Genomic DNA, 19718 nt, shown 5'->3' on the forward strand with positions numbered 1-19718 from the left:
AAAGTATGCAATCAATTCCGATGACAGTTCGTGGCGCAGAGTTACTGCGCGAAGAGCTTAACGAATTAAAAACAGTTACCCGTCCTAAAATCGTAAATGATATTGCGATTGCACGTGAACATGGTGACTTAAAAGAAAACGCTGAATACCACGCAGCGCGTGAGCAACAAGGTTTTTGTGAAGGCCGTATTCAAGAAATTGAAGCTAAGCTTTCAAATGTGCAAATTATTGACGTAACTAAAATGCCTAATACAGGTAAAGTTATTTTTGGTACTACTGTCACTATTGTAAATGTAGAAACAGATGCCGAAGTAACCTACCGTATTGTGGGTGATGACGAAGCAGATATTAAAAATAACTTAATTTCTGTTAACTCACCGATTGCGCGCGGTTTAATTGGTAAACAAACAGATGATGCTGTGACCATTAAAACGCCTAAAGGCGACGTTGAGTACGAAATCATTGACGTTGAGTATCTTTAATATTTAGCTCACAGTAATGTACAAGCAAAAACCGATGCGATTGCATCGGTTTTTTTATGCCTAAAAACTAGCTAATGCCAACTTATCCTCATAAACCCCATATATAACACCACCCCTCGAAATAAAGAGCTGAGTTAAACGGATTGGCATAATTGGATTGCTAAAAAAGCGCGTGCCATTACCCGTTAAAAAATTTATAAATAAAATGGTGACTGCATAAATGCTAAACACACTCTACGCTTATTCATATTGCATAAAGAGTGTGCGTGTTGATATAGGTACATTCATATAGGTAATGTGTAAATGCATAACGGCTTTTACACAGTGGAATCACTTTATTAAAAGGAACATTCATGGCTAATATACTTTATCCAGCGCCTTTAAAAGTAGGCTCTAAAATTGCTATTTGCTCGCTTTCGTCGGGCTTAAAAGAAAAATACCATGCACGATTAGATAGAGTGATAGACGGTTTAAAACACCGTGGTTACGAGGTAGTAGAAGGGGAGTTTTTACGCCAAAATAAACCCCGCGATGAATTAGATGCAAAAGCGCATGCCAAGCAATTAATGGGCTTTTTGCTAGACGATGAGGTTGCCGCCATTATGCCGCCAATGGGCGGAGAGCTGGCAATGGAAATATTGCCACTACTGGATTTTAACGCCATAAAAGAGGCCAAGCCTAAATGGCTGGTGGGCTTTTCTGATGTGAGCACAATTGCCTGTGCACTTACGGCTAAGTGCCAATGGGCAACACTTCATAGTGCCAACCTAATGCAGCTGCACCCAGATGAAACAAACCCCTACAGCTTACAAATTTTTGAAACCATTACCTACGAGTCGGGAAGTAAATTTGAGCAAGGACCTTCTGCTTATTACCAAAAAAATAAACCCAATTACGCACAAAACCCCGATGAGCTGCTAGCGCCAAGCGAGCCTACCCAGTGGCAGTGTCTAAATTACACCGATGAGCGCACAATAGAGATGTCTGGGCGCTTATTTGGCGGCTGCCTTGATACCGTAGGGTTATTGCTAGATTCGCCATTTTTAGCATTGCACGACTTTAAAAAACACAGTGCGAACGAAGGGCTAATTTTATACCTAGAAAATTCAGAGCTTACCCCTACCACCGTGGCGCGATTTTTACTGTCGCTCAAACTTGCCGGTGTATTTGATGATATTAACGGCCTTATTTTAGGGCGCAGTGAAATAACACAAAGTCATCACGATGCATTTGATTACCGCCATGCGCTAGATGTGGCATTGGGTGGGTGTTTATTCCCGGTAATAATAGATGCTGATATTGGCCATGTGCAGCCAAATTTAAACTTAGTTAATGGCGCAAAATGCTCACTCACGGCCGATATTAACCAAGGTAACGTACTCAATGCCTCACTAAATACTGAGCTTATTTAACGTTTATTTTTGAATAACGTATAAATACACGCGTATAATGCGCAGGCCGTGAACAGATAAGTTCACGGTACATTCTCAGGGCGGGGTGAAATTCCCCACCGGCGGTATGTTTTACTCATTAGCTTTTGAATAAAACGAGCCCGCGAGCGCTTTATTTAATAATCGTTTTTTTAATGTATTAAATAAAGGTCAAGCAGATCTGGTGAGATGCCAGAGCCGACGGTTATAGTCCGGATGAAAGAGAATATAGCTTGTAGCGTATGCAAACACGTGGCCTGTGGCTGCGTGTTTAATACCAATTCGCAATAATACTTAATTATTTTGAGCGACACGTTTTTCTAACCTCAAAATAAATCACTTAATTAAGCGGATTGGTATAAGCTGTTTAGTGGCAAAAAGTGCGCAATTTAGTTTGTGCGTTTTGCCATGCCTTTCAGTGTCCTGAATCTATTTATTTTTATGTGGAATATAATAATGATTCAGTCTTTACTTAGCCAATTTGGCGAAAGCCACACCCGCGTAGAAAACGCCATTGCTGCTTTGCAGCAAGGCCAAGGCGTACTTGTTGTTGATGACGAGAACCGCGAAAACGAAGGTGATTTTGTTTTTTCTGCCGAGCATTTAACGACCCAACAAATGGCGGAAATGATCCGCGAAGGCAGCGGTATTGTGTGCCTGTGTATGGGCGATGAGCGTATTAAGCAGCTCGAGCTACCGCAAATGGTAACTCACAACACCAGCCAAAATAATACAGCCTACACAGTCACAATAGAGGCTAAACACGGTGTTACAACCGGCGTATCGGCCGCCGATCGAGTAACAACGATTAAAGCCGCCACAGCCGATAACGCCAAACCCAGTGATTTATCGCGCCCAGGCCATGTATTTGGCTTAAAAGCACAAACAGGTGGGGTTTTAGTTCGCCGCGGTCACACCGAGGCATCTGTTGATTTAATGCAGCTGGCTGGCTTAAAACCGTTTGGAGTTATTTGTGAACTCACTAATCCTGATGGCACCATGGCGCGTTTACCACAGGTAAGTGACTATGCTAATAAACACAGCATGACAGTGGTAACGATTGAAGACTTAGTACAGTACATACAAATGCAAGAATTAAAGGTCAGTTAAGCGTTTTTAAGCATTACCTAAGTAAAACCCAGCTTTACTGTTGGGTTTTTATTTTGTAATAAGTAATTAATTACTCGTTTTTATTTGAAAATGTTTCTTGCCTAGGCGGCTTTTTCAAAAATCCTCAGCCTGTAAACTTTGCCTAAATAGTCAGTGCAGCTGCACACAGTTTATTATTTAGGTGAAACTATGAAAATTAACACGCTTTTATTAGCAACTACTTTAACAAGCAGTGGCGTATGGGCAGCGCAAAGTAAAATTGAACAGCAAATAACGCCTGCACCCCAAATGGGCATAATGGATAGTTATAATCAGCACATTACCAACGCCCCTTTTTTACTTAATCTCGACAGCCAACCCAAAGAGCAAATGGGCCCATATTTAACACGCCAATATTTTCATGGTACGCAATCAACGTTTGTAAAATGGGTGGCTAAAAAAGGCGGCAAAGTAACGCTTCATAAACACCCTAATGAACAAGTAACGTGGATCATGTCAGGCGAAGCTAAAGTGTTTTCTGGCGGTAAACAATACCTTATGAAAGCGGGTGACATGATGGTGATACCGGCCAATGTACCGCACGAATTTCACTTTACCCAAGATACGGTAGATATTGATTTTTTTGCCCCAGCTCGACAAGACTGGATAGACGGCACAGCTAATTACATTAAGCAAAAGTAGGGCAAATTATGTTTTTAAATAAATCTAAATTAGGGCTAAGCGCTATAGCCTTGCTAATAAGTGCCTCGGCTTTTGCAAATGACACGGTACCCGCTGAGGTTTACGCACAAACCGACGGTGCTGTGGGCGGTATTACGTATACACTAAACAAGCGCTTTATTTTTAGTTATCACCCTTTTTATAACCCAAAAGTAAAAGTGGGGGAGCTTTTAAAAAGTGGTGATGTGGTGCCATTTCCTAATGCGCAAATGCAAATTCCTTATAAAAGTGATGGCAGCTTAAAAAATCCCGCTAACTATTTAAATTGGGTATTAGGGGTAAGGGCAGATGACAGAGGTAATGTATGGATACTCGACTCAGGCCAGGCGCAGCCGCGTATTACGCCAAAGCTGATAGCATGGGATGCGCTAAACAATAAGCTTAATAAAATTATTTACTTACCTAGCCCTATATCGGTTGCTCAATCTCAACTTAATGATTTAGCTATATCGAGCAAATACAATACATTGGTGATCGCTGATGAAGGTATTGCGGATGGCGGAAATGGCAAGCAAGCCGCCCTTATTATCGTTAATACTAAAACAGGTAAGAGCCGGCGAGTATTGCAAGGTCACGAAAGTGCATTACCCGATTACACAATGCCAATAATGATTGATGAAGGGACTGATAACCAAAAGCAACTTAATGCCTTTATTGGTGCCGATGGCATTGTGCTTGATAACGCGCAGCAATGGCTTTACTTTGCTCCGCTTAATAAAAAGTATGTTTACCGTATAAAAATGGCCGACATTGCTAACGAGCAATTAACCGATAAACAACTAGGCGAACGTGTAGAGCAATACGCACAAAAACCAGTAAACGGTGGTTTAAGTATTGATGCTGATGATAATTTATATTTAACCATAGTGGGTGAGCGTACTGTGGGCGTTATTGATGCCAAAACACGTACGTACCGTGATTACACGTACGATAAAAACATGATTTGGCCAGATGGTGTAAGCATTGGACCAGAGGGTTACATGTACACCGGCGCTGCGCAATTGCCGCTTTCGGCACAACTTAATAACGGCAATGCTCAAAATAAAGCACCTTATTATATATTTAGATTTAAACCTTTAGCTGAGGGCGTAATAGGGCGCTAACTATAATGTGTAAAATAAGCACGCCTTTATGGCGTGTTTTTTATTTTATTTACTACTTATACCAATCCGCATTAACGCTTAATCATTTTCAGGGGCTAAACGTGTCGCTATCTGCGTTAAAAAATTCTCATTTAGAACGACTAAATAGCGAATTTTTTGCCTTGCTATCAACACGTTTATCCATCCTCAAAATAGATCACTTAATTATGCGGACTGGTATTAAAGCGTGATTATCAATTTTTACAAGATAAAGTTTCAACCTAAATGCGGTTTTTCTGCGCTGACTATTTGGGTATCTTACGGCCATAGGTACTTAACCCGCTTTAGGCTTTAATTAATTATGAAACTATACAGTTACTCTCATTGTCCTTTTTGTGCGCGTGTTAAATATGTAGCAGGTAAATTAGGCATTAAGCTTGATGACGTTGTACTTGATTACGACGACACTGAAACACCCACAAAACTAATTGGTAAAAAAATGGTACCTATTCTTGAGAAAGATGACGGCACTGTTATGAGTGAAAGTAACGAAATTATTAGCCTGTTTATTGAACTTGCTGGCTCTAGCGAATCAAACAAGCCAACGCAAGGGGCTATTGAGTGGCAAGGTGGCTCGTTTGCGCCTTTATTGCAAATTGGTTTGCCGCGCTGGCCATTGGATTTAAAAGAGTTTAAAACAGAATCTAGCCGAATAGCGTGGGAAGATAACAAGCAATCGACAGAGCTTAACTTTGTAAACCTAATAGCATCAACTCCTGAGATCGTTTTACAAGTAAATGAATTTTTAATTGGCACCGAAAAGCAGCTCAATATTAATAATGGTAAAACGTCATTAAGCTTGCTTGATAGCGCTATTTATTTTTCTATATTACGCGGTTTATATTGCGAGCCAACCATTACCTGGCCAGAGCAATTAAACCAATGGATGAACTATCAGGCATTAGAATCTCATGTGCCGTTATTAAGATAGCGCATACTGAAAAAGTTTTAACAGCCAGTACGACTCCCTTCGTATTGCCTTCTTTTGGCCGGTGACCTCGTCACTGGCTTTTTTATTTAGCTCTGAAAATCACCCTTTTTAATCCAGCACTTAGCAGTGTGCGTGAGCATGGCTGAGTAGTATATTAATAACATTAAAAAATTAGTTACCTATTTACACTACATATTATTAGTGGAATTATTAAGCAGGCTTATTCAACGCTATGAATGCGCAAAATAATACCAGGAGCTATTATGTGGGATGAAAGGTATAACACTCAGCAATACGCTTATGGCAAACAGCCAAACGATTTTTTAGCCGAGCACTATAAGCAATTACCTAAAGGCAATGTTATTAGCTTAGCCGAAGGTGAGGGACGAAATGCGGTATTTTTAGCAAAAATGGGTTACAGCGTTACCGCGGTTGATGGCTCAAAAGTAGGGCTTGAAAAAGCGGCAAAGCTTGCCAAAGAGCACAACGTAAACATTGAGCTAGTACACGCCGATTTAGCGAAGTTTGATTTTGGAAAAGAAAAATGGGATGCGGTAGTGTCTATTTATTGCCCTTTACCAAGTGCCGTGCGTTCAGCGGTATATAAGCGCGCTGTTAAAGGTTTAAAGCTAGGTGGGGTATTTTTACTTGAGGCCTATACGCCTGAGCAAGTAAATTATAATACCGGAGGCGGCCCTAGTGTCGATACTAAAACCTCAAAAAGCGATTTACAAGATGACTTAGCCGAGCTTAGCTTTGTACATTTAGAAGAGCTAAAGCGAGAAGTGTTTGAAGGCACATACCACACAGGTTTAGCGTCGGTACTGCAAGCTATTGCTAAAAAATAAAATGAATATAAAAGCTTAGCACTCATTAGCGCTAAGCTTTTTTAATAGGTTTTTATAAAACCTGTATAACTTGCTCTTTTGCTAAGCGAGATTTAGGTAACTTAGCGTTATAATCTTCAGTGTCATCGTGGTAGCCAAGTACCAACGCTACATCACAAATATAGCCATCGAGCTCTTGTTCAAACACTTCACCAATAAGCTGTGCATCTACACCTTCCATAGGTGTTGAATCAACGCCTAAGCGTGCTGCGGCGTGCATTGTGTTGCCCAGGGCAATGTAAGTTTGCGCTTTGGTCCACATTGCATTGTTGCCTTGCTCATCGGTATTCATATCAACAAAAGCAAACGCGCCAAAAGCTTGTTCGCGGTTTTCACTTTGAGTACGGCCATTTTTAATGTCTGCATCAATGACTTGTGCGTAGTCATCACGTTTATATTTAGGGTTGTAAGCAAATAAAATAACGTGCGATGCAGTTTTAATATGCGGCTGATTAAATTGAAATTTATTAGCAAACGTAGAGTGCATACGCTCTTTAGCTTCGTCTGACTCAATAACAATAAATTTCCACGGCTGCGAGTTAATAGATGAAGGAGAAAGACGCATAGCTTCGTAAATTACATCTAGATCATCTTGAGGAATACGCTTGGTTGTGTAGCGTTTAGTTGTATAACGTTTTTCTAAATCATTAATAATTGGATGGGTCATGGTTATCTCCGTTAAGTGGCTATTTTAGCCAAGTAGTGTCTATATTGAGCCTTTTTTAAAAAAACAAAGCACAAATTACTTTTTAATTGGATTGTTATTAAGCCAATTACGCGTTACGTCATCGAGTGGTTGTAAGTTTTTGCATACTTTATAGTCAAGCTCGGCAATGATCTCATTTGAAAAGCGTAATTTATCAAGGGTGTTTAACTGTGCTTGGCTAAACAGCGCTTGTTTATCTTCTCGTAGGAGTAAAACAGCTCTATCAACAACGCCAAGTAACCCTTGTGGTTCTTTAAGCTCACGTATTGTGTGCTTGTAATGCAAAAATTGTGGCTTCCATAACGGCACTACGCACCAGGTTTGGGTGGCGACGGCGTTTTCAAACGCGCTAAAGCAGTCATGCTCTGTGCCGGTTAAAAACTCATACCCTGCGCTCGTCAGCCCATATTCTTTCATCATATTAATAGAAAAACGGGTAATACCAGCACCGGCATTAATGCCCTGAATTGTTTTTTGCATTTTTGAAACCACATCTGGCTTTAGCAAATCACTAATTTCGTTTACTGCACTTTGCGGTACGTAATCTGGTACGCCCCAGTGTGCATATGGCTCATAATGTAAGCCAAGCTCAACGAGTGGCATAACTTGTTCAACATCGGCTTTATAAATGCCGTGGCTTGAAGGCAGCCATGCTGAGGCGAGTAAATCTACTTCACCAGATTTAAGGTTTTTAAAGTTATCTTGATGCGGCGCATAAATACGCTCAACGGTAAAGCCCATATCAGTTAAAACATGGCTCACTAAAGAGGCCGTAACATGGTGAAACGATAAATCGGTTACGCCCAATTTTAAATGTATTGTACTCATAATGAATTACTCCATTTTATAGAGCAGCCCATGCTGGGTGTTTGCTGCTCAGGACCTTTGCCTGTGGCCGCAATTTGGCGCATGGCATTAACTAACTCAGGAGTGCGATGTGCATCGTCATTCATTTTTGCATCGTCTAAGCGGCCACGGTATTGCAGTGCCCCATGTTTATTGAAACCAAAAAAATCGGGCGTGCAAACCGCGCCATACTGTTTGCCTACGCGTTGGTTTTCATCAACAAGGTAGGGAAACAAAAAGCCGTGCTGCTTAGCAAATTTTTCCATATTAGCTGGGGAGTCAGCAGGGACGCTTTTATAGTCGTTCGACATAATAGCTAACACATTTATACCTTCGTTTATTAATAACGCGGTATCTTCGCTTAAGCGCCTTGCAATACGTTGCACATAAGGGCAATGGTTACAAATAAACATAATTAACAAGGCATTTTCGCCTAGGTTGTCGGCTAAGGTAAAAGGCTCGCCTTGCGGGGTTCTTAACGTAAAGTTGGGTGCTTACCAGCCAAAGTCACAAATAGGGGTATCGAGTAACATAACTTAACTCCTAAAAAGCCAGCGGGTATGGCTGGCTTATAAAAATAATTAATTATTTTTGATTAAAGCGAAAACGCGTTAATACGTAAGGTGGTTTTGCATTACCAAAGCCTTGGCTAAATGCAGGGTGCTGGTGGAGCTGATCTTGTGTTACATAAATCCAACCATTGCTCACTGCTAGGCTATCAGGCCATGATAATCGTTTGTCTTGAACAATTATCTCGTAGTGGCCTTTAGTCGTTAAGCCAATGGCATTGTTTTCAAGGTCGGTTACTAAAATACCGCCACCTGGCGCGTAGGTCATGCCATCGCTTGGGTTTTTAGGGCCAAACACTTCAATGCTTTTTGCTTTTTTAGCATCTGAATACGTACTATTAGCAAGTGTTTTTGCTGGAATACGGTAAACACTTGTGCCTGTAAATGCGCCAAAGTATACCCATTCGTTTTTATCATCAATGGTAATTGGGTTTAAACCAAAACGTAGGTTTGTTGTTTCACCTTTTGCTGATTTAGATGCAACAGGAGAGGCTTCTATGACAATATCGCGCTCCTCTGGCATTAGCTTAGCATTGCCCTCAAGTACACGCGTTGATTCTCCGGTTTTTAAATCAACAACAATAAACGCAGGTTTAGTGGCGCCCATAAAGTTACCAAAAGACATATCGGCAATGTAAATTTTGTCGTTACGTTCATCAATAACAAAGTCTTGTAAAAACGAGTTATCAAGTACAGCGTCTTTATTTAATTCAATGGTATTAACTAAGGTATTGGCAACGCTGTCCCAGGCAATTAGTTTTGGGGCTACTTGCTCGCTGCCCATGTCTAAAATCCACACCACACCTTTGCTGTCGCTATGCACGCCAATTACGGCTGCAAGGCCAACTTTGCCAAGCTCGGGGCCGTCAGCCCAATCTTCGTTAGGGAAAGGTTGTTGAGCACCGTTTGCCATAATTTCAACTACTCGCGTTTTTGGTGCATCAAGCGGGTGCATGCTTACAATCATTCGCCCTGCAGGTGTTATAGTTATACCTGCGCCGCGATATTTATTAAAAGTAGTCACCGTTTCAAGGGGGCCAACGTCTGCTGCATAGGCGCTTGAAAAAGCACTTGCGGCTAATGACAGGGTTGCTATTGCTAAGGTGGTTTTTAATCGTTTCATACTGTGATACCCGTTATGCTAAAAAATAGAGTAAAGCGATTTAAATAGCCTAAATGACTTCGCTTGCGTTGAGGTGAATAATAGGTGAGAATTTTTATGCAATAAACAGGGTAATGATTGAATCTTTATCAAATAATATTAGTTAATTGGAAGGGCGAGCGCTTGCTTTAAACAAATTTGCTTTTTAAACATACTATTAATGCCCAAAAGCTGGGTTTACTAATAAACGCCCTCAAGATTGTCCTAATTTAATAAATAGTGGTTAGTGACTAGCTGATGGGTACAGTGTAATATTTGCCTTTATATTGATAAACCGCGCAATAGATAAGCATTGTCAAATATAAATAGACAATAAATCACTTTTTGATTGCTCAATACACTGTAAGCAAACCTAAAGCGCTTAATTTTGCCAAAAATAATAATTAAATTATTAAGTTGATAATGGATTAATACACAATGCTTTTAGAAGACTTACAGGTAATTTTAAAAGTGGCAGAGTTTAAAAGTATTACTGCTGCAGCATCAAATTTAGATATGCGCACCGCCACAGCAAGTGCTGCTGTTAAAAGGGTAGAGCAGGCTTTAGGTTTTGAACTATTTATACGCACCACTCGCCATTTAAGGCTTTCTGCAGCCGGCGAGCGTTACATTCCGCAATGCCAGCAAGCATTGGCAATGCTTGAACAAGCCAAAAATACACTTAAAAGCGATGACGATATAATTGATGGCGAGCTGCGTATTGCGCTTTCTTCTGATTTAGGGCGCAACATTGTGATCCCCTGGCTTGACGAGTTCATGCAAACCCACACTCAGCTCAGCTTGCGCGCCAATATAAGCGACAGTAATATCGACTTTTATCGTGACTCGGTCGACATTGCACTGCGTTATGGTAAACCTAACGATGCCAGCATGTACGGTTTTAAAATTTGCGATGTACCGCGTATTTTATGCGCAGCACAAAGCTACCTTGATACACATGGCACGCCTGCTCATCCACATGATTTAACAGAACATAAAGGGCTGTTTTATCAACTGCAAGATATAATTAAAGATGTATGGGTATTTAGCGATGCCAGCGAAGAGTTTAAAGTAAAATTGCACGGTGGCCATGCGGCTAACGATGGCGATTTAGTAAGGCGCTGGTGTGTGTCGGGCAAGGGGCTGGCGGTTAAATCGTGCTTAGATATGTCTAATGAATTACTTGCCGGTAATGTCATAAGTGTTATGCCAAACTTTAAACCCACGCCTACAGAGCTTTGGTTGGTGTGTCCAAGTAGGCAGTCAATCACTCCGGCGGTGCGCTTACTTCGCGATGCCTTTAGAGAAAAAAGCGCCGGTATTTTAAAAGCCCTTATTGCAAAAGGGATTATTGATAAAAGCGTGCTTGGCTAATGAAGGACTGATAATGCAAGTTGATGTTATTAGAGTGTTTGTGCCGTGTAAAAATTATCAGCAATCGTGCGACTTTTATCAGGCGCTTGGCTTTAATGTTGAGCCTGCATCAGCTGATTTAAGTATTGCAACATCAGGTGAATGTAGTTTGTTTTTATACCAATCGTGTTAAGTTATTAGGCATTTATAGCGACAGTTAAATAGCGTGATAACAAGGCATAAATATCGTCATGTAGTTGTTCTACATAAGAAATTTATAACGCTGTTAGCGCTCTATTTAGCACGCTAGAATGATTAAATATTTAAGTCGATTGGTATTAATCGTTACTACAACCAAGAATTTGCTGAAAATTTAATGCTGCAAGTGTGCGTATTAAACATAAACGAAGCCTTTAACACCATTAGTAAGTTAACTCACTTTGATATTCGCTTTGAAGGGATAAAACAAGAGCCGTGGGGTAAAGTGATTTATTTATGGGGACCATCTGGTGAGCTTTTACACATTACAGAGCTAAATTAACTAAAAAAAAATGCCACCCATTTCAAGCTGGTGGCATTACCTTATTGTTAACTTAGTTTTTCATTAAAAAACGCTAAGGTACGCTGCCAAGCAAGTTCTGCTTTTTGCTCATCATAACGCCCAGTAGAGTCGTTATGAAAACCATGATTAGCGCCTTCGTACATGTGCATAGTGTACTCAACATTGTTAGCTTTTAAGCTTTTTTCATAATCAGGCCATGTAGCGTTAACGCGTTTATCAAGCTCACCTAATTGAATCATTAAAGGCGCTTTAATATTTTTGTGCAGTGACTCACTGGCAGGTGTGCCATAAAAGGGCACGCCCGCGCTCAGTAAACCACTCTCAACCGCCGCTAAGTAATTAACAATATAACCACCAAAACAAAAGCCTACAGCTCCCAGTTTGCCGTTACTATTAGAATGATTTTTTAAAAAGTGAGCCCCAGCTACAAAGTCGTTTTGAATTTTAGCTCTGTCCATGGTTTTTTGCATGGCGCGGCCTTCATCGTCATTGCCTGGGTAGCCACCAAGCGCAAAGAGTGCGTCGGGTGCAAAGGCAATAAAGCCTTTTTTGGCTAAGCGCCTGGCTACATCTTTAATATATGGATTTAAACCACGGTTTTCGTGAATAACTAATACAGCCGGCAGTTTACCTTCAATTTTGCTAGGTACTGCTAAGTAGCCTTTGCCTTTACCATGCCCGTTTGGCGAATCAAATTCTTCGTAGGTGGCTTTAATATCATCATCGTTAAATGATACTTGCTCTGCAAACGCATAATTAGGTAATAGCGCTGATGTAAGTACACTCATTGAAAACCCAAGTGCAGCTAACCCACCTAGTTTTTTCATAAATGTACGTCGGTCCATTAAACCGTGGGCGTATTCGTCGAACCAATCAAAGGCTTCTTGCGGGATATGATCTGATTGCGGGGTATTCATGGCTGCTCCTTAACTTTATTATGTATATTTATTATTTAAATACCATAACGTATTAGGAGTAAAAAACGAGCAGTTTATCTTTTAAATTTATAGATCTCATTAATATAAAATAAAAGATTAGTAAACTTTAATTTATCTACCTTCATAGCCCTTCATCAATATTTATAAAAAGCTCGGGAAATTCTGAGCTTTTTTAGTGAGTTACCTAAGTGACGTGTTACGCCATAGCGTCGTTGGCTACAGGGTATTTAGGGTCTTCAACAATGTTAACCTCAACCAAATCACCGGCTTTTTGCAATAACTTGGCAGACTCTGGACTCAAGTGGCGTAAAGGTGACCAGCGCTGTAGATACTGCTATTGCAGCAAGAGGGGCAGGAATTGCTTTAGTATAGCGCGGTAAAAAATACACAATTGCCATAGTTAACGCAATTAGCCCCGTCATGGTAAGCATAGCTGGGCTGGTTAGTTGCATCCAATCGCCTGCGTAGGTAAACATATCGTGTTGCTTATCGTAAACTACGCGAACGTTTTCTTTAAATTGGCCAAATTGCGCCATACCAATCACAATAGCTAAGCCATTTACAAAGCCAAGCATTACAGGGTGAGGTAACAGCCTAATAAATTTGCCCATTTTAAAAGCGCCAAACACAACTTGCAGCACACCGGTTAATACCACGGCGGCCAACAAGTATTCGAGCCCAAACATAATAATAAAGGCGGTGGTGACTACAGCCATAGAGCCAGCAGCACCCGAAATCATACCTGGGCGGCCGCCAAACACGGCGGTAATAAAGCCAACAAAAAATGAGCCATAAAGCCCCATCATTGGGTCAATTCCCGCTACAAAGGTAAACGCAACAGCTTCGGGAATGAGCGTAAGCACAGCGGTTAGGCCGGCTAATACATCATTTTTTAAATTAGCGCTGCGTTTGCTTATTAAATCAAACATAGGGTTCCTTAGGGTGCATAAATAAACTAGATGCCATAGCGCTTTAAGCGAATAGCAGTATGTTTAGGTGTTTTAAATTTACGTGTATAGGGCGTGTTGATCTTTGCGGATTGAGATTTGTTCAATCTAGGGGCGATCAAATCGCGACGCGAGGTTTGTAACCTAGTGGGCTCGATAACTGCTCCTGCGTTATTCTAATGACTTACATCCATGTAAGAATAAGTAAAAACCGAGCAAAGCTTCCGCGTCCTGCTCACGCCCCTTATCTACATCCATGTAGGCAAGAAAGAGTTTATCGCCCCTAGGCAGAACCCAAAGGGCAGCGTATGTTTGGCATTTATGCTACGTTATCGCCTATTTATGGGGAGTAACCACACTTCATAGGCTCTGCCTTGCCTAAAAACCAAACATACTGCTGCAAATTCAAACGCCAAAGGTCAACACGCCCACGTTATTAGAACTAAGTGGAGGGCACTTAACTGACAAGCGGCTCAAAACCATTGCGGTGTGAGCTTAATGCTAAGCAATAAAATTATAATGCGTTAGCGATGTTTTAAATTGAGTGCGCATAATACGCTGATATAATTAAAATAATTACCCATAATTTATTTGAAACACTTTATAAAAACTATTAATAATGCAGTGCAATTTGCAGGCAATAAAAAGCTCGGCGTATTAGGCCGAGCTTTAATGGTTGGGAGAGAAACTTTAATTATTTGGCAGTGGGTGTCGGTTGAATACTTATAGGCTGCGATTTACCAAGTAGCTTACGGGTAAGGCGCTTAGCGTCTTCTAGTGCTACGTATTGGCAAGGTATAAGTATTAAAGTAATTACCGTGGCAAATAGCACACCAAAGGCCAGCGATACCGCCATAGGAATAACTATTTTAGCCTGTAAGCTGGTTTCCATAATAATTGGCATTACCCCAATAAATGTAGTGATTGAAGTGAGCAATATAGCTCTAAAGCGCTTTGCACCGGCTTGCATAACGGCCTGTTTTACGGCCATGCCTTCTGCGCGTGCTTTGTTTACAAAATCAACCATTACGAGTGAGTCGTTTACGACTATGCCAGCTACGGCAATAATGCCAAACATAGACAGCCCGCTCATGGTCATACCTAATATTACGTGACCAAACATTGCACCTACTACACCAAATGGAATAACCGACATAATAATAAGCGGCTGCGAGTAAGAGCGAAGCGGAATGGCCAATAAGGCAAATATAATCATCAGCGATATAGCAAAGTCGCGTAACTGCTCATCGGCGCTGTCCATTTCTTCTTGTACGCGCCCAGCCACGTTACTTTTAACGCCTGGGTAGCTTTTAAGCAGTGAAGGTAAATAGGTATCGCGAATTTCTTCTGCAATAGCAAACGGTTCAACTTGGTCAGTATTTACTGCTGCCCACACATTAACAGTACGGTTTGAGTTTTCGCGGCGAATACGGTTTACACCATCTACTAGCCTAACTTCGGCTACTTCGCTTAACGGTACTTCTGCGCCGGTTGGGGTAATAATACGCGCACTTTGAATGTTGCTAATTGAGTTACGCTCGCTTTCTGGGTAGCGTATCATTACTTTAATTTCTTCGCCTTCGCGTAAAATACGCTGTGCTTCTAATCCGTAGTAACTAAAGCTTACTTGCGATGCAACGTCGGCAAGAGTAAGTCCCATGCTGTAGGCCAGTGGTTTTAAATCTAGCTGTACTTCGTCGGTGGCACTTTGCAGTGAGTCGTTTACATCGCCTACACCTTCCATGCTTTGTAGTTTAGCTTTTAATTTACCAGCTACTTCTTTTAGCTCATCGGCATCTTTGCCTTGTAGCCTAAAGCTTACGTCGCCGTCATCACGTCCGCCGCTAAAAATATTATCTTGAATATTAAGCGTTTTAACACCTGGAAGCGGGGGCATTTGTTCGCGCCACAGGGTGCTTAATGCAAAGGTGTCGATAGGGCGCAAGTGTGGCTCTACTAAAATAGCCATAATGTTTGCTTGAGTACGCCCACGTAAGCTTACCGATAAATCGCGGATCATGCTTTGGCCGTATTGCTCTTCAAGCTCTTTATCTACTTTGAGTAATACATCTTCAATTTTACGAGCCGTTTCAAGGGTGGCTTGCTCCGAAGAGGCCAGGTTCATTTCAAGCGTAATACGCGGAAAATCATGCGGTATTTTAGGGTTAGGCACAAACTTAACTAAGCCGCCTGCAAACATACCTGCACTGACTATTAATATACATAAAAAGCCAATAATTACGGTATAACGATAATGTATACAATGACCTATAAAAGGCGTGTAATAGTTTTGTACAAAGTGTTTTAAGCCACTATCAACCACATTACGCAGTTTATGTAATGGGTTTTTAGGGTTAGGTTTACGTGGGTTCATGGCTGCAATATGCGCAGGTAATATTAGCTTTGATTCAATCAGCGAGAAAATCAAACACAATATAATAACCACACCAATGGCTTTAGAAAACGCAGCGCCTGGGCCCGATGCCATAGCTTGCGGTAAAAACGCCGCGATAGTGGTTAAAACACCAAAAGTGGCAGGCATTGCAACGCGCTTAACTCCGCGAATAACATTATCAAGGCTGTGGCCGTGCTTTTCTATTTCGGCACTGGCAGACTCACCCACGACTATGGCATCGTCGACCACAATGCCAAGTACAATAATAAAGGCAAATAACGACACCATGTTTATGGTGATGTCTAAAAAGCCAATTGGCATAAACAAAAAGGCACCTAAAAAAGACACCGGTAAGCCCATCATTACCCAAAAAGCTAAACGCAGCGGTAAAAACAGTGCCAGCACTATCATTACTAAAATACCGCCCCATACCATGTTGTCGATCATCATATCGAGTCGACCTTCAAGGTAGTAAGTTAAATCAACAATAGGGGAGAGCTTTACGCCTTGTGGAAGTTTCGATTGTTTTTCTGCCATGTAGCCTTTAAGAATTTTAGCTACATCGGTAATGTCTTGATCTTTTGAGGCATCTACTTCAAACGTGAGTGAGTTTTTACCGTTATATTTAGAGTAAAGTAAGCCTTCTTCAAAGCCATCATTAATCGTTGCTACATCGCCTAAGTTAATCTGTGCGCCATCGGCAAGCGTTATAAGCGGAAGCTTTGCAAATTCACCACCACGGTAGGCTTGTTTTTCAACACGCATTGAAATATAGCCAGTGTCAGAGCGAATTTGCCCTGCCGACATATTGGTAGAAAAATTTTGCACCGCACTTGAAACATCTCTAAAAGTTAGGCCATATTCACGTAGTTTGTCGGGGCTTATTTCTATGCCTATTTCGTAATCTAGGCCACTGTAAAAGTCGACTAAATTAACGCCAGGTAAGGCGAGTAGTTCATCTTTTATGTCGTTGCCTAGCTCTTTAAGCTGGTAGTAACTCATGTCGCCATAAAGCGCGAGGATCATCACCTCTTGCTGAAATTTTTCACGTTGGATAACGGGGCGCTCCATTCCTGCCGGAAAGGTATTGATAGAATCAACTTGCGCTTTTATTTCGTCTAGGGCTTCTTGTAGGTCGTATTTTTCTTCTATTTCTACCCACGCTTGCGCATAACCTCGGTTAGAGTAAGTGATTAAACGTTTTATACCCTCGGTACCTTCAAGGTTTTCTTCAATTTTTATGGTTATGCCTTCTTCAACCTCTTGCGGGGCTGCGCCTGGGTATACCGCTTGAATACTCACCCAGTTACTTTCAAACTGCGGAAATGCCTGTTTACGAATTGTCAGCGCAGTTAAAAGCCCGCCAATAAGTATAAAAATCATGATGAGGTTTGCCGCCACTGGGTTACGTGCAAACCAAGCAATTAAGCCTTTTTCTGAGGTACTCATGGTGTATCCTCTTTAAGTGCTAATTGAGTCACATCGCTTTTAGGCTCAGTGCCTTCCAGCTTAACCGCCATGCCTTCTGTTGGGTATTCAAGGGCAGAGGTAATAAGTTGCTCACCACTGTTTAAGCCTTGGTCCGCAATCACCATACCGTTTTGTTCACGTACAATATTAAGCGTTTTAAAACTCAGGGTGTGATCGTCGTTTAAAATAGCAATTTTGTTATTTTTAACTAAATGGTGCGGCACTATAATCGCGTTATCAAGCGCGCGGCCTTTTATGGTGGCATTTATATAAGAGCCAAAACGCAGTGGTTTGGTGTTATCAGCGTACGGAGTTGGTAACTGAGCAACTAAATAGCTCATACGGCTGGTTTTATCAACCACACCTTCACTTCGTACAACCTTGGCTTGCCAGGTTGTTTGCTTGCCGGCAAATTCAGCGTTAAGCGTAACCAATGCGCCAATACCGCCGTTATCTAAGTATTGCAGCTCTTTATCTGCAACCGGTAAACGTACCTCTGCAACTGAGGTAGCGCTTAGCTCGCCAAACTTGCTACCCGCACTAACCACTGAGCCTAAGCTAATGGTGCGTTGGTTTATTATAGCGTCGTAAGGGGCTTTGATGTACGTGCGTTCTAAATTACGTTTAGTGCGTTTTACACGGGCTTGGGCAGAGCGAAAGTTTGCCATTTTTTCTGCAAGTTGTGGTTTACGTAAATAAAGCTCCGATGCAATTGCATCGCTTGAGTCTGATTTAATACGCTCCCATTCGGCTTTAGCTACGTGAGCTTGCGCGCGTTCTATTTCAAGCGCTGAACTTGCTTGGGCAAGGCCTGCTTCGGCCTCAATTAAATCGGCCTCGTAATCATTTGGATCAATTCGTGCTAAAATATCGCCTTGCTTAACAAACGCGCCTTCAACAAATTGTTCGGCTACTGAAATAACTTGCCCGCTTACTTGTGCAACCAGCTCTGTACGGTCTTTAGGTTTTACTACGCCGTACGATTTAACATCGAGCGTTATTGCATCAATGTTTACGTTTTGCGCAGTAACAAGTGGGCGAGTGTCTTGTTCTGGTTTTTCTTCTGGTGGCGTTTTCATGGCTGAAAGGCCAAAAGCGAGTGCAATCCCGGCTGCTAAAACCGCGACTGGTAATAAAATTTGTTTTTTAGTAGCCACAAGGCATTCCTTCATATATTTGGTGACAAGGCAATAATACGCAATAAAGTGTTTACAAGGCGTTTTAAGATGTAACAAAGCATTACATATGTGTATTACAGATAAATAATGGGCTAGGCAGGGTCTTAATTTAAATACAGAGGCCTGGCTTTAACTAACAGAGGTATTTATGAAAACAGAGCCTATGGCATGTCGCTTAGGCTGCGGCGCATGTTGCATTGCACCGAGTATTAGCTCCCCAATCCCCGGAATGCCAAACGGTAAAAAAGCCGGAGAGCGTTGTATTCAGCTTGATGAGAACAATTTATGTAAACTATTTGGCGATGAAAGTCGCCCTAAAGTATGTAGCGATTTTAGCGCCACGCGCGATGTATGTGGGTCAACTAATGCAGAGGCTCTAGCGCTTATTACCGAACTTGAGCAGTTAACCTAGCTTACGAAGTTAATACACATATATTTACATTTATCTATTACTGAGTAATTTTTTTAAGTAATTAAAAGCTGCGCTTTTCATGCGAGCAAGCTCTGCGTCTTCCGCAAATGTGCAGATATATGGTTGTTTTGTAGACGTAAAGCTTGCTTACGTGACAGGCAAAGCCTGTAAAAGTGGATTATTTACAAAGAGGGCAAGAGGCGCGGGGCTTTTAGAGGGAGAGATTAACTTTAAGCAATAGTTGGTTTGTGTTTTCTCATTTACTCCTCATTCGCTTCTCTTTGTGCAACTTTTTAGCTTTGCTTTATATAAAAACGTGCTGCTTTTGCTGGCTTAAGGCCATAAAGTGAATAACTCACAAAGAGGTTAAGAGGCGCTGCGTTTTTAGAGGAAGAGATTGATTTTAAGTATTAGTTGGCTTTTGTTTTCTCATTTACTGCTTATTCGTTTCTTTTTGTGCAACTTTTTAGCTTTGCTTTATATAAAAACGCGCTGCTTA

At 41.4% G+C, this 19718-nt stretch carries 17 protein-coding genes, 2 pseudogenes and 1 riboswitch; of the genes and pseudogenes, 11 read left to right on the forward strand and 8 right to left on the reverse strand.

Going from position 1 to position 19718, the window contains the following annotated elements; translation table 11 throughout:
• The first annotated feature begins 5 nt into the window (after nucleotides 1–5).
• The 7 genes from greA to MTF64_RS05350 all read left to right on the forward strand — a co-directional run bounded on the left by greA (nucleotide 6) and on the right by MTF64_RS05350 (nucleotide 6663).
• Nucleotides 6–482, forward strand: a complete 477-nt coding sequence (gene greA, locus MTF64_RS05320; protein WP_004588092.1) for a transcription elongation factor GreA — start codon at nucleotides 6–8, stop codon at nucleotides 480–482.
• A gap of 353 nt (nucleotides 483–835) precedes the next feature.
• Complete coding sequence (locus tag MTF64_RS05325; RefSeq protein WP_126007485.1) at nucleotides 836–1894, forward strand: S66 peptidase family protein; 1059 nt, start codon at nucleotides 836–838, stop codon at nucleotides 1892–1894.
• 67 nt (nucleotides 1895–1961) lie between these two features.
• Nucleotides 1962–2144, forward strand: a riboswitch (FMN riboswitch).
• A gap of 224 nt (nucleotides 2145–2368) precedes the next feature.
• Complete coding sequence (ribB, locus tag MTF64_RS05330; RefSeq protein ID WP_004588090.1) at nucleotides 2369–3022, forward strand: 3,4-dihydroxy-2-butanone-4-phosphate synthase; 654 nt, start codon at nucleotides 2369–2371, stop codon at nucleotides 3020–3022.
• 189 nt (nucleotides 3023–3211) lie between these two features.
• On the forward strand, nucleotides 3212–3703 hold the full coding sequence (locus MTF64_RS05335; RefSeq protein WP_248450823.1) for a cupin domain-containing protein: 492 nt from the start codon (nucleotides 3212–3214) through the stop codon (nucleotides 3701–3703).
• An 8-nt stretch (nucleotides 3704–3711) separates the two neighbouring features.
• A complete protein-coding gene (locus MTF64_RS05340; RefSeq protein WP_248450824.1) occupies nucleotides 3712–4845 on the forward strand; it encodes a major royal jelly family protein in 1134 nt (377 codons plus the stop codon).
• A 340-nt stretch (nucleotides 4846–5185) separates the two neighbouring features.
• On the forward strand, nucleotides 5186–5815 hold the full coding sequence (gene grxB, locus MTF64_RS05345; protein WP_248450825.1) for a glutaredoxin 2: 630 nt from the start codon (nucleotides 5186–5188) through the stop codon (nucleotides 5813–5815).
• Nucleotides 5816–6078: 263 nt separating this feature from the next.
• Nucleotides 6079–6663, forward strand: a complete 585-nt coding sequence (locus MTF64_RS05350; RefSeq protein ID WP_248450826.1) for a class I SAM-dependent methyltransferase — start codon at nucleotides 6079–6081, stop codon at nucleotides 6661–6663.
• A 52-nt stretch (nucleotides 6664–6715) separates the two neighbouring features.
• Here MTF64_RS05350 and MTF64_RS05355 read toward each other — a convergent pair whose 3' ends face one another.
• The 4 genes and pseudogenes from MTF64_RS05355 to MTF64_RS05370 all read right to left on the reverse strand — a co-directional run bounded on the left by MTF64_RS05355 (nucleotide 6716) and on the right by MTF64_RS05370 (nucleotide 9946).
• Nucleotides 6716–7369 carry a nitroreductase family protein gene (locus tag MTF64_RS05355; RefSeq protein WP_054983121.1) on the reverse strand — a complete coding sequence of 218 codons (654 nt, stop codon included), beginning with the start codon at nucleotides 7367–7369 and terminating at the stop codon, nucleotides 6716–6718.
• A 75-nt stretch (nucleotides 7370–7444) separates the two neighbouring features.
• A complete protein-coding gene (locus MTF64_RS05360; protein WP_248450827.1) occupies nucleotides 7445–8236 on the reverse strand; it encodes a glycine betaine ABC transporter substrate-binding protein in 792 nt (263 codons plus the stop codon).
• Nucleotides 8233–8736, reverse strand: a pseudogene (locus tag MTF64_RS05365) (thioredoxin family protein); the annotation flags it as partial. The gene MTF64_RS05360 and the pseudogene MTF64_RS05365, both read right to left, overlap by 4 nt.
• A gap of 103 nt (nucleotides 8737–8839) precedes the next feature.
• On the reverse strand, nucleotides 8840–9946 hold the full coding sequence (locus tag MTF64_RS05370) for an L-dopachrome tautomerase-related protein (protein WP_126007471.1): 1107 nt from the start codon (nucleotides 9944–9946) through the stop codon (nucleotides 8840–8842).
• A gap of 456 nt (nucleotides 9947–10402) precedes the next feature.
• Here MTF64_RS05370 and MTF64_RS05375 point away from each other — a divergent pair, with 456 nt between their 5' ends.
• From MTF64_RS05375 to MTF64_RS05385, 3 genes are all read left to right on the forward strand, one after another.
• Nucleotides 10403–11338 carry a LysR family transcriptional regulator gene (locus MTF64_RS05375; RefSeq protein WP_055255044.1) on the forward strand — a complete coding sequence of 312 codons (936 nt, stop codon included), beginning with the start codon at nucleotides 10403–10405 and terminating at the stop codon, nucleotides 11336–11338.
• 13 nt (nucleotides 11339–11351) lie between these two features.
• On the forward strand, nucleotides 11352–11510 hold the full coding sequence (locus tag MTF64_RS05380) for a hypothetical protein (protein WP_248450828.1): 159 nt from the start codon (nucleotides 11352–11354) through the stop codon (nucleotides 11508–11510).
• A gap of 183 nt (nucleotides 11511–11693) precedes the next feature.
• Entirely contained in the window at nucleotides 11694–11858 is a 165-nt protein-coding gene (locus tag MTF64_RS05385; RefSeq protein WP_232510967.1) for a hypothetical protein, read from the forward strand.
• A gap of 47 nt (nucleotides 11859–11905) precedes the next feature.
• Here MTF64_RS05385 and MTF64_RS05390 read toward each other — a convergent pair whose 3' ends face one another.
• The 4 genes and pseudogenes from MTF64_RS05390 to MTF64_RS05405 form a co-directional block, all read right to left on the reverse strand.
• Entirely contained in the window at nucleotides 11906–12796 is an 891-nt protein-coding gene (locus MTF64_RS05390; RefSeq protein ID WP_248450829.1) for a dienelactone hydrolase family protein, read from the reverse strand.
• 338 nt (nucleotides 12797–13134) lie between these two features.
• Nucleotides 13135–13746 (reverse strand): annotated as a pseudogene (locus MTF64_RS05395) (SulP family inorganic anion transporter); the annotation flags it as partial.
• Nucleotides 13747–14458: 712 nt separating this feature from the next.
• Entirely contained in the window at nucleotides 14459–17608 is a 3150-nt protein-coding gene (locus tag MTF64_RS05400; protein WP_248450831.1) for an efflux RND transporter permease subunit, read from the reverse strand.
• Nucleotides 17605–18786 (reverse strand): efflux RND transporter periplasmic adaptor subunit, encoded by a 1182-nt coding sequence (locus MTF64_RS05405; RefSeq protein ID WP_248450832.1) that lies wholly within the window; start codon nucleotides 18784–18786, stop codon nucleotides 17605–17607. Before MTF64_RS05405 ends, MTF64_RS05400 begins: the two co-directional genes overlap by 4 nt.
• A 169-nt stretch (nucleotides 18787–18955) precedes the next feature.
• Here MTF64_RS05405 and MTF64_RS05410 point away from each other — a divergent pair, with 169 nt between their 5' ends.
• Entirely contained in the window at nucleotides 18956–19219 is a 264-nt protein-coding gene (locus MTF64_RS05410; RefSeq protein ID WP_029774574.1) for a YkgJ family cysteine cluster protein, read from the forward strand.
• Nucleotides 19220–19718 lie beyond the last annotated feature (499 nt).

This window comes from Pseudoalteromonas sp. 2CM41L, from assembly GCF_023161905.1.
Lineage (GTDB): Bacteria > Pseudomonadota > Gammaproteobacteria > Enterobacterales > Alteromonadaceae > Pseudoalteromonas > Pseudoalteromonas atlantica.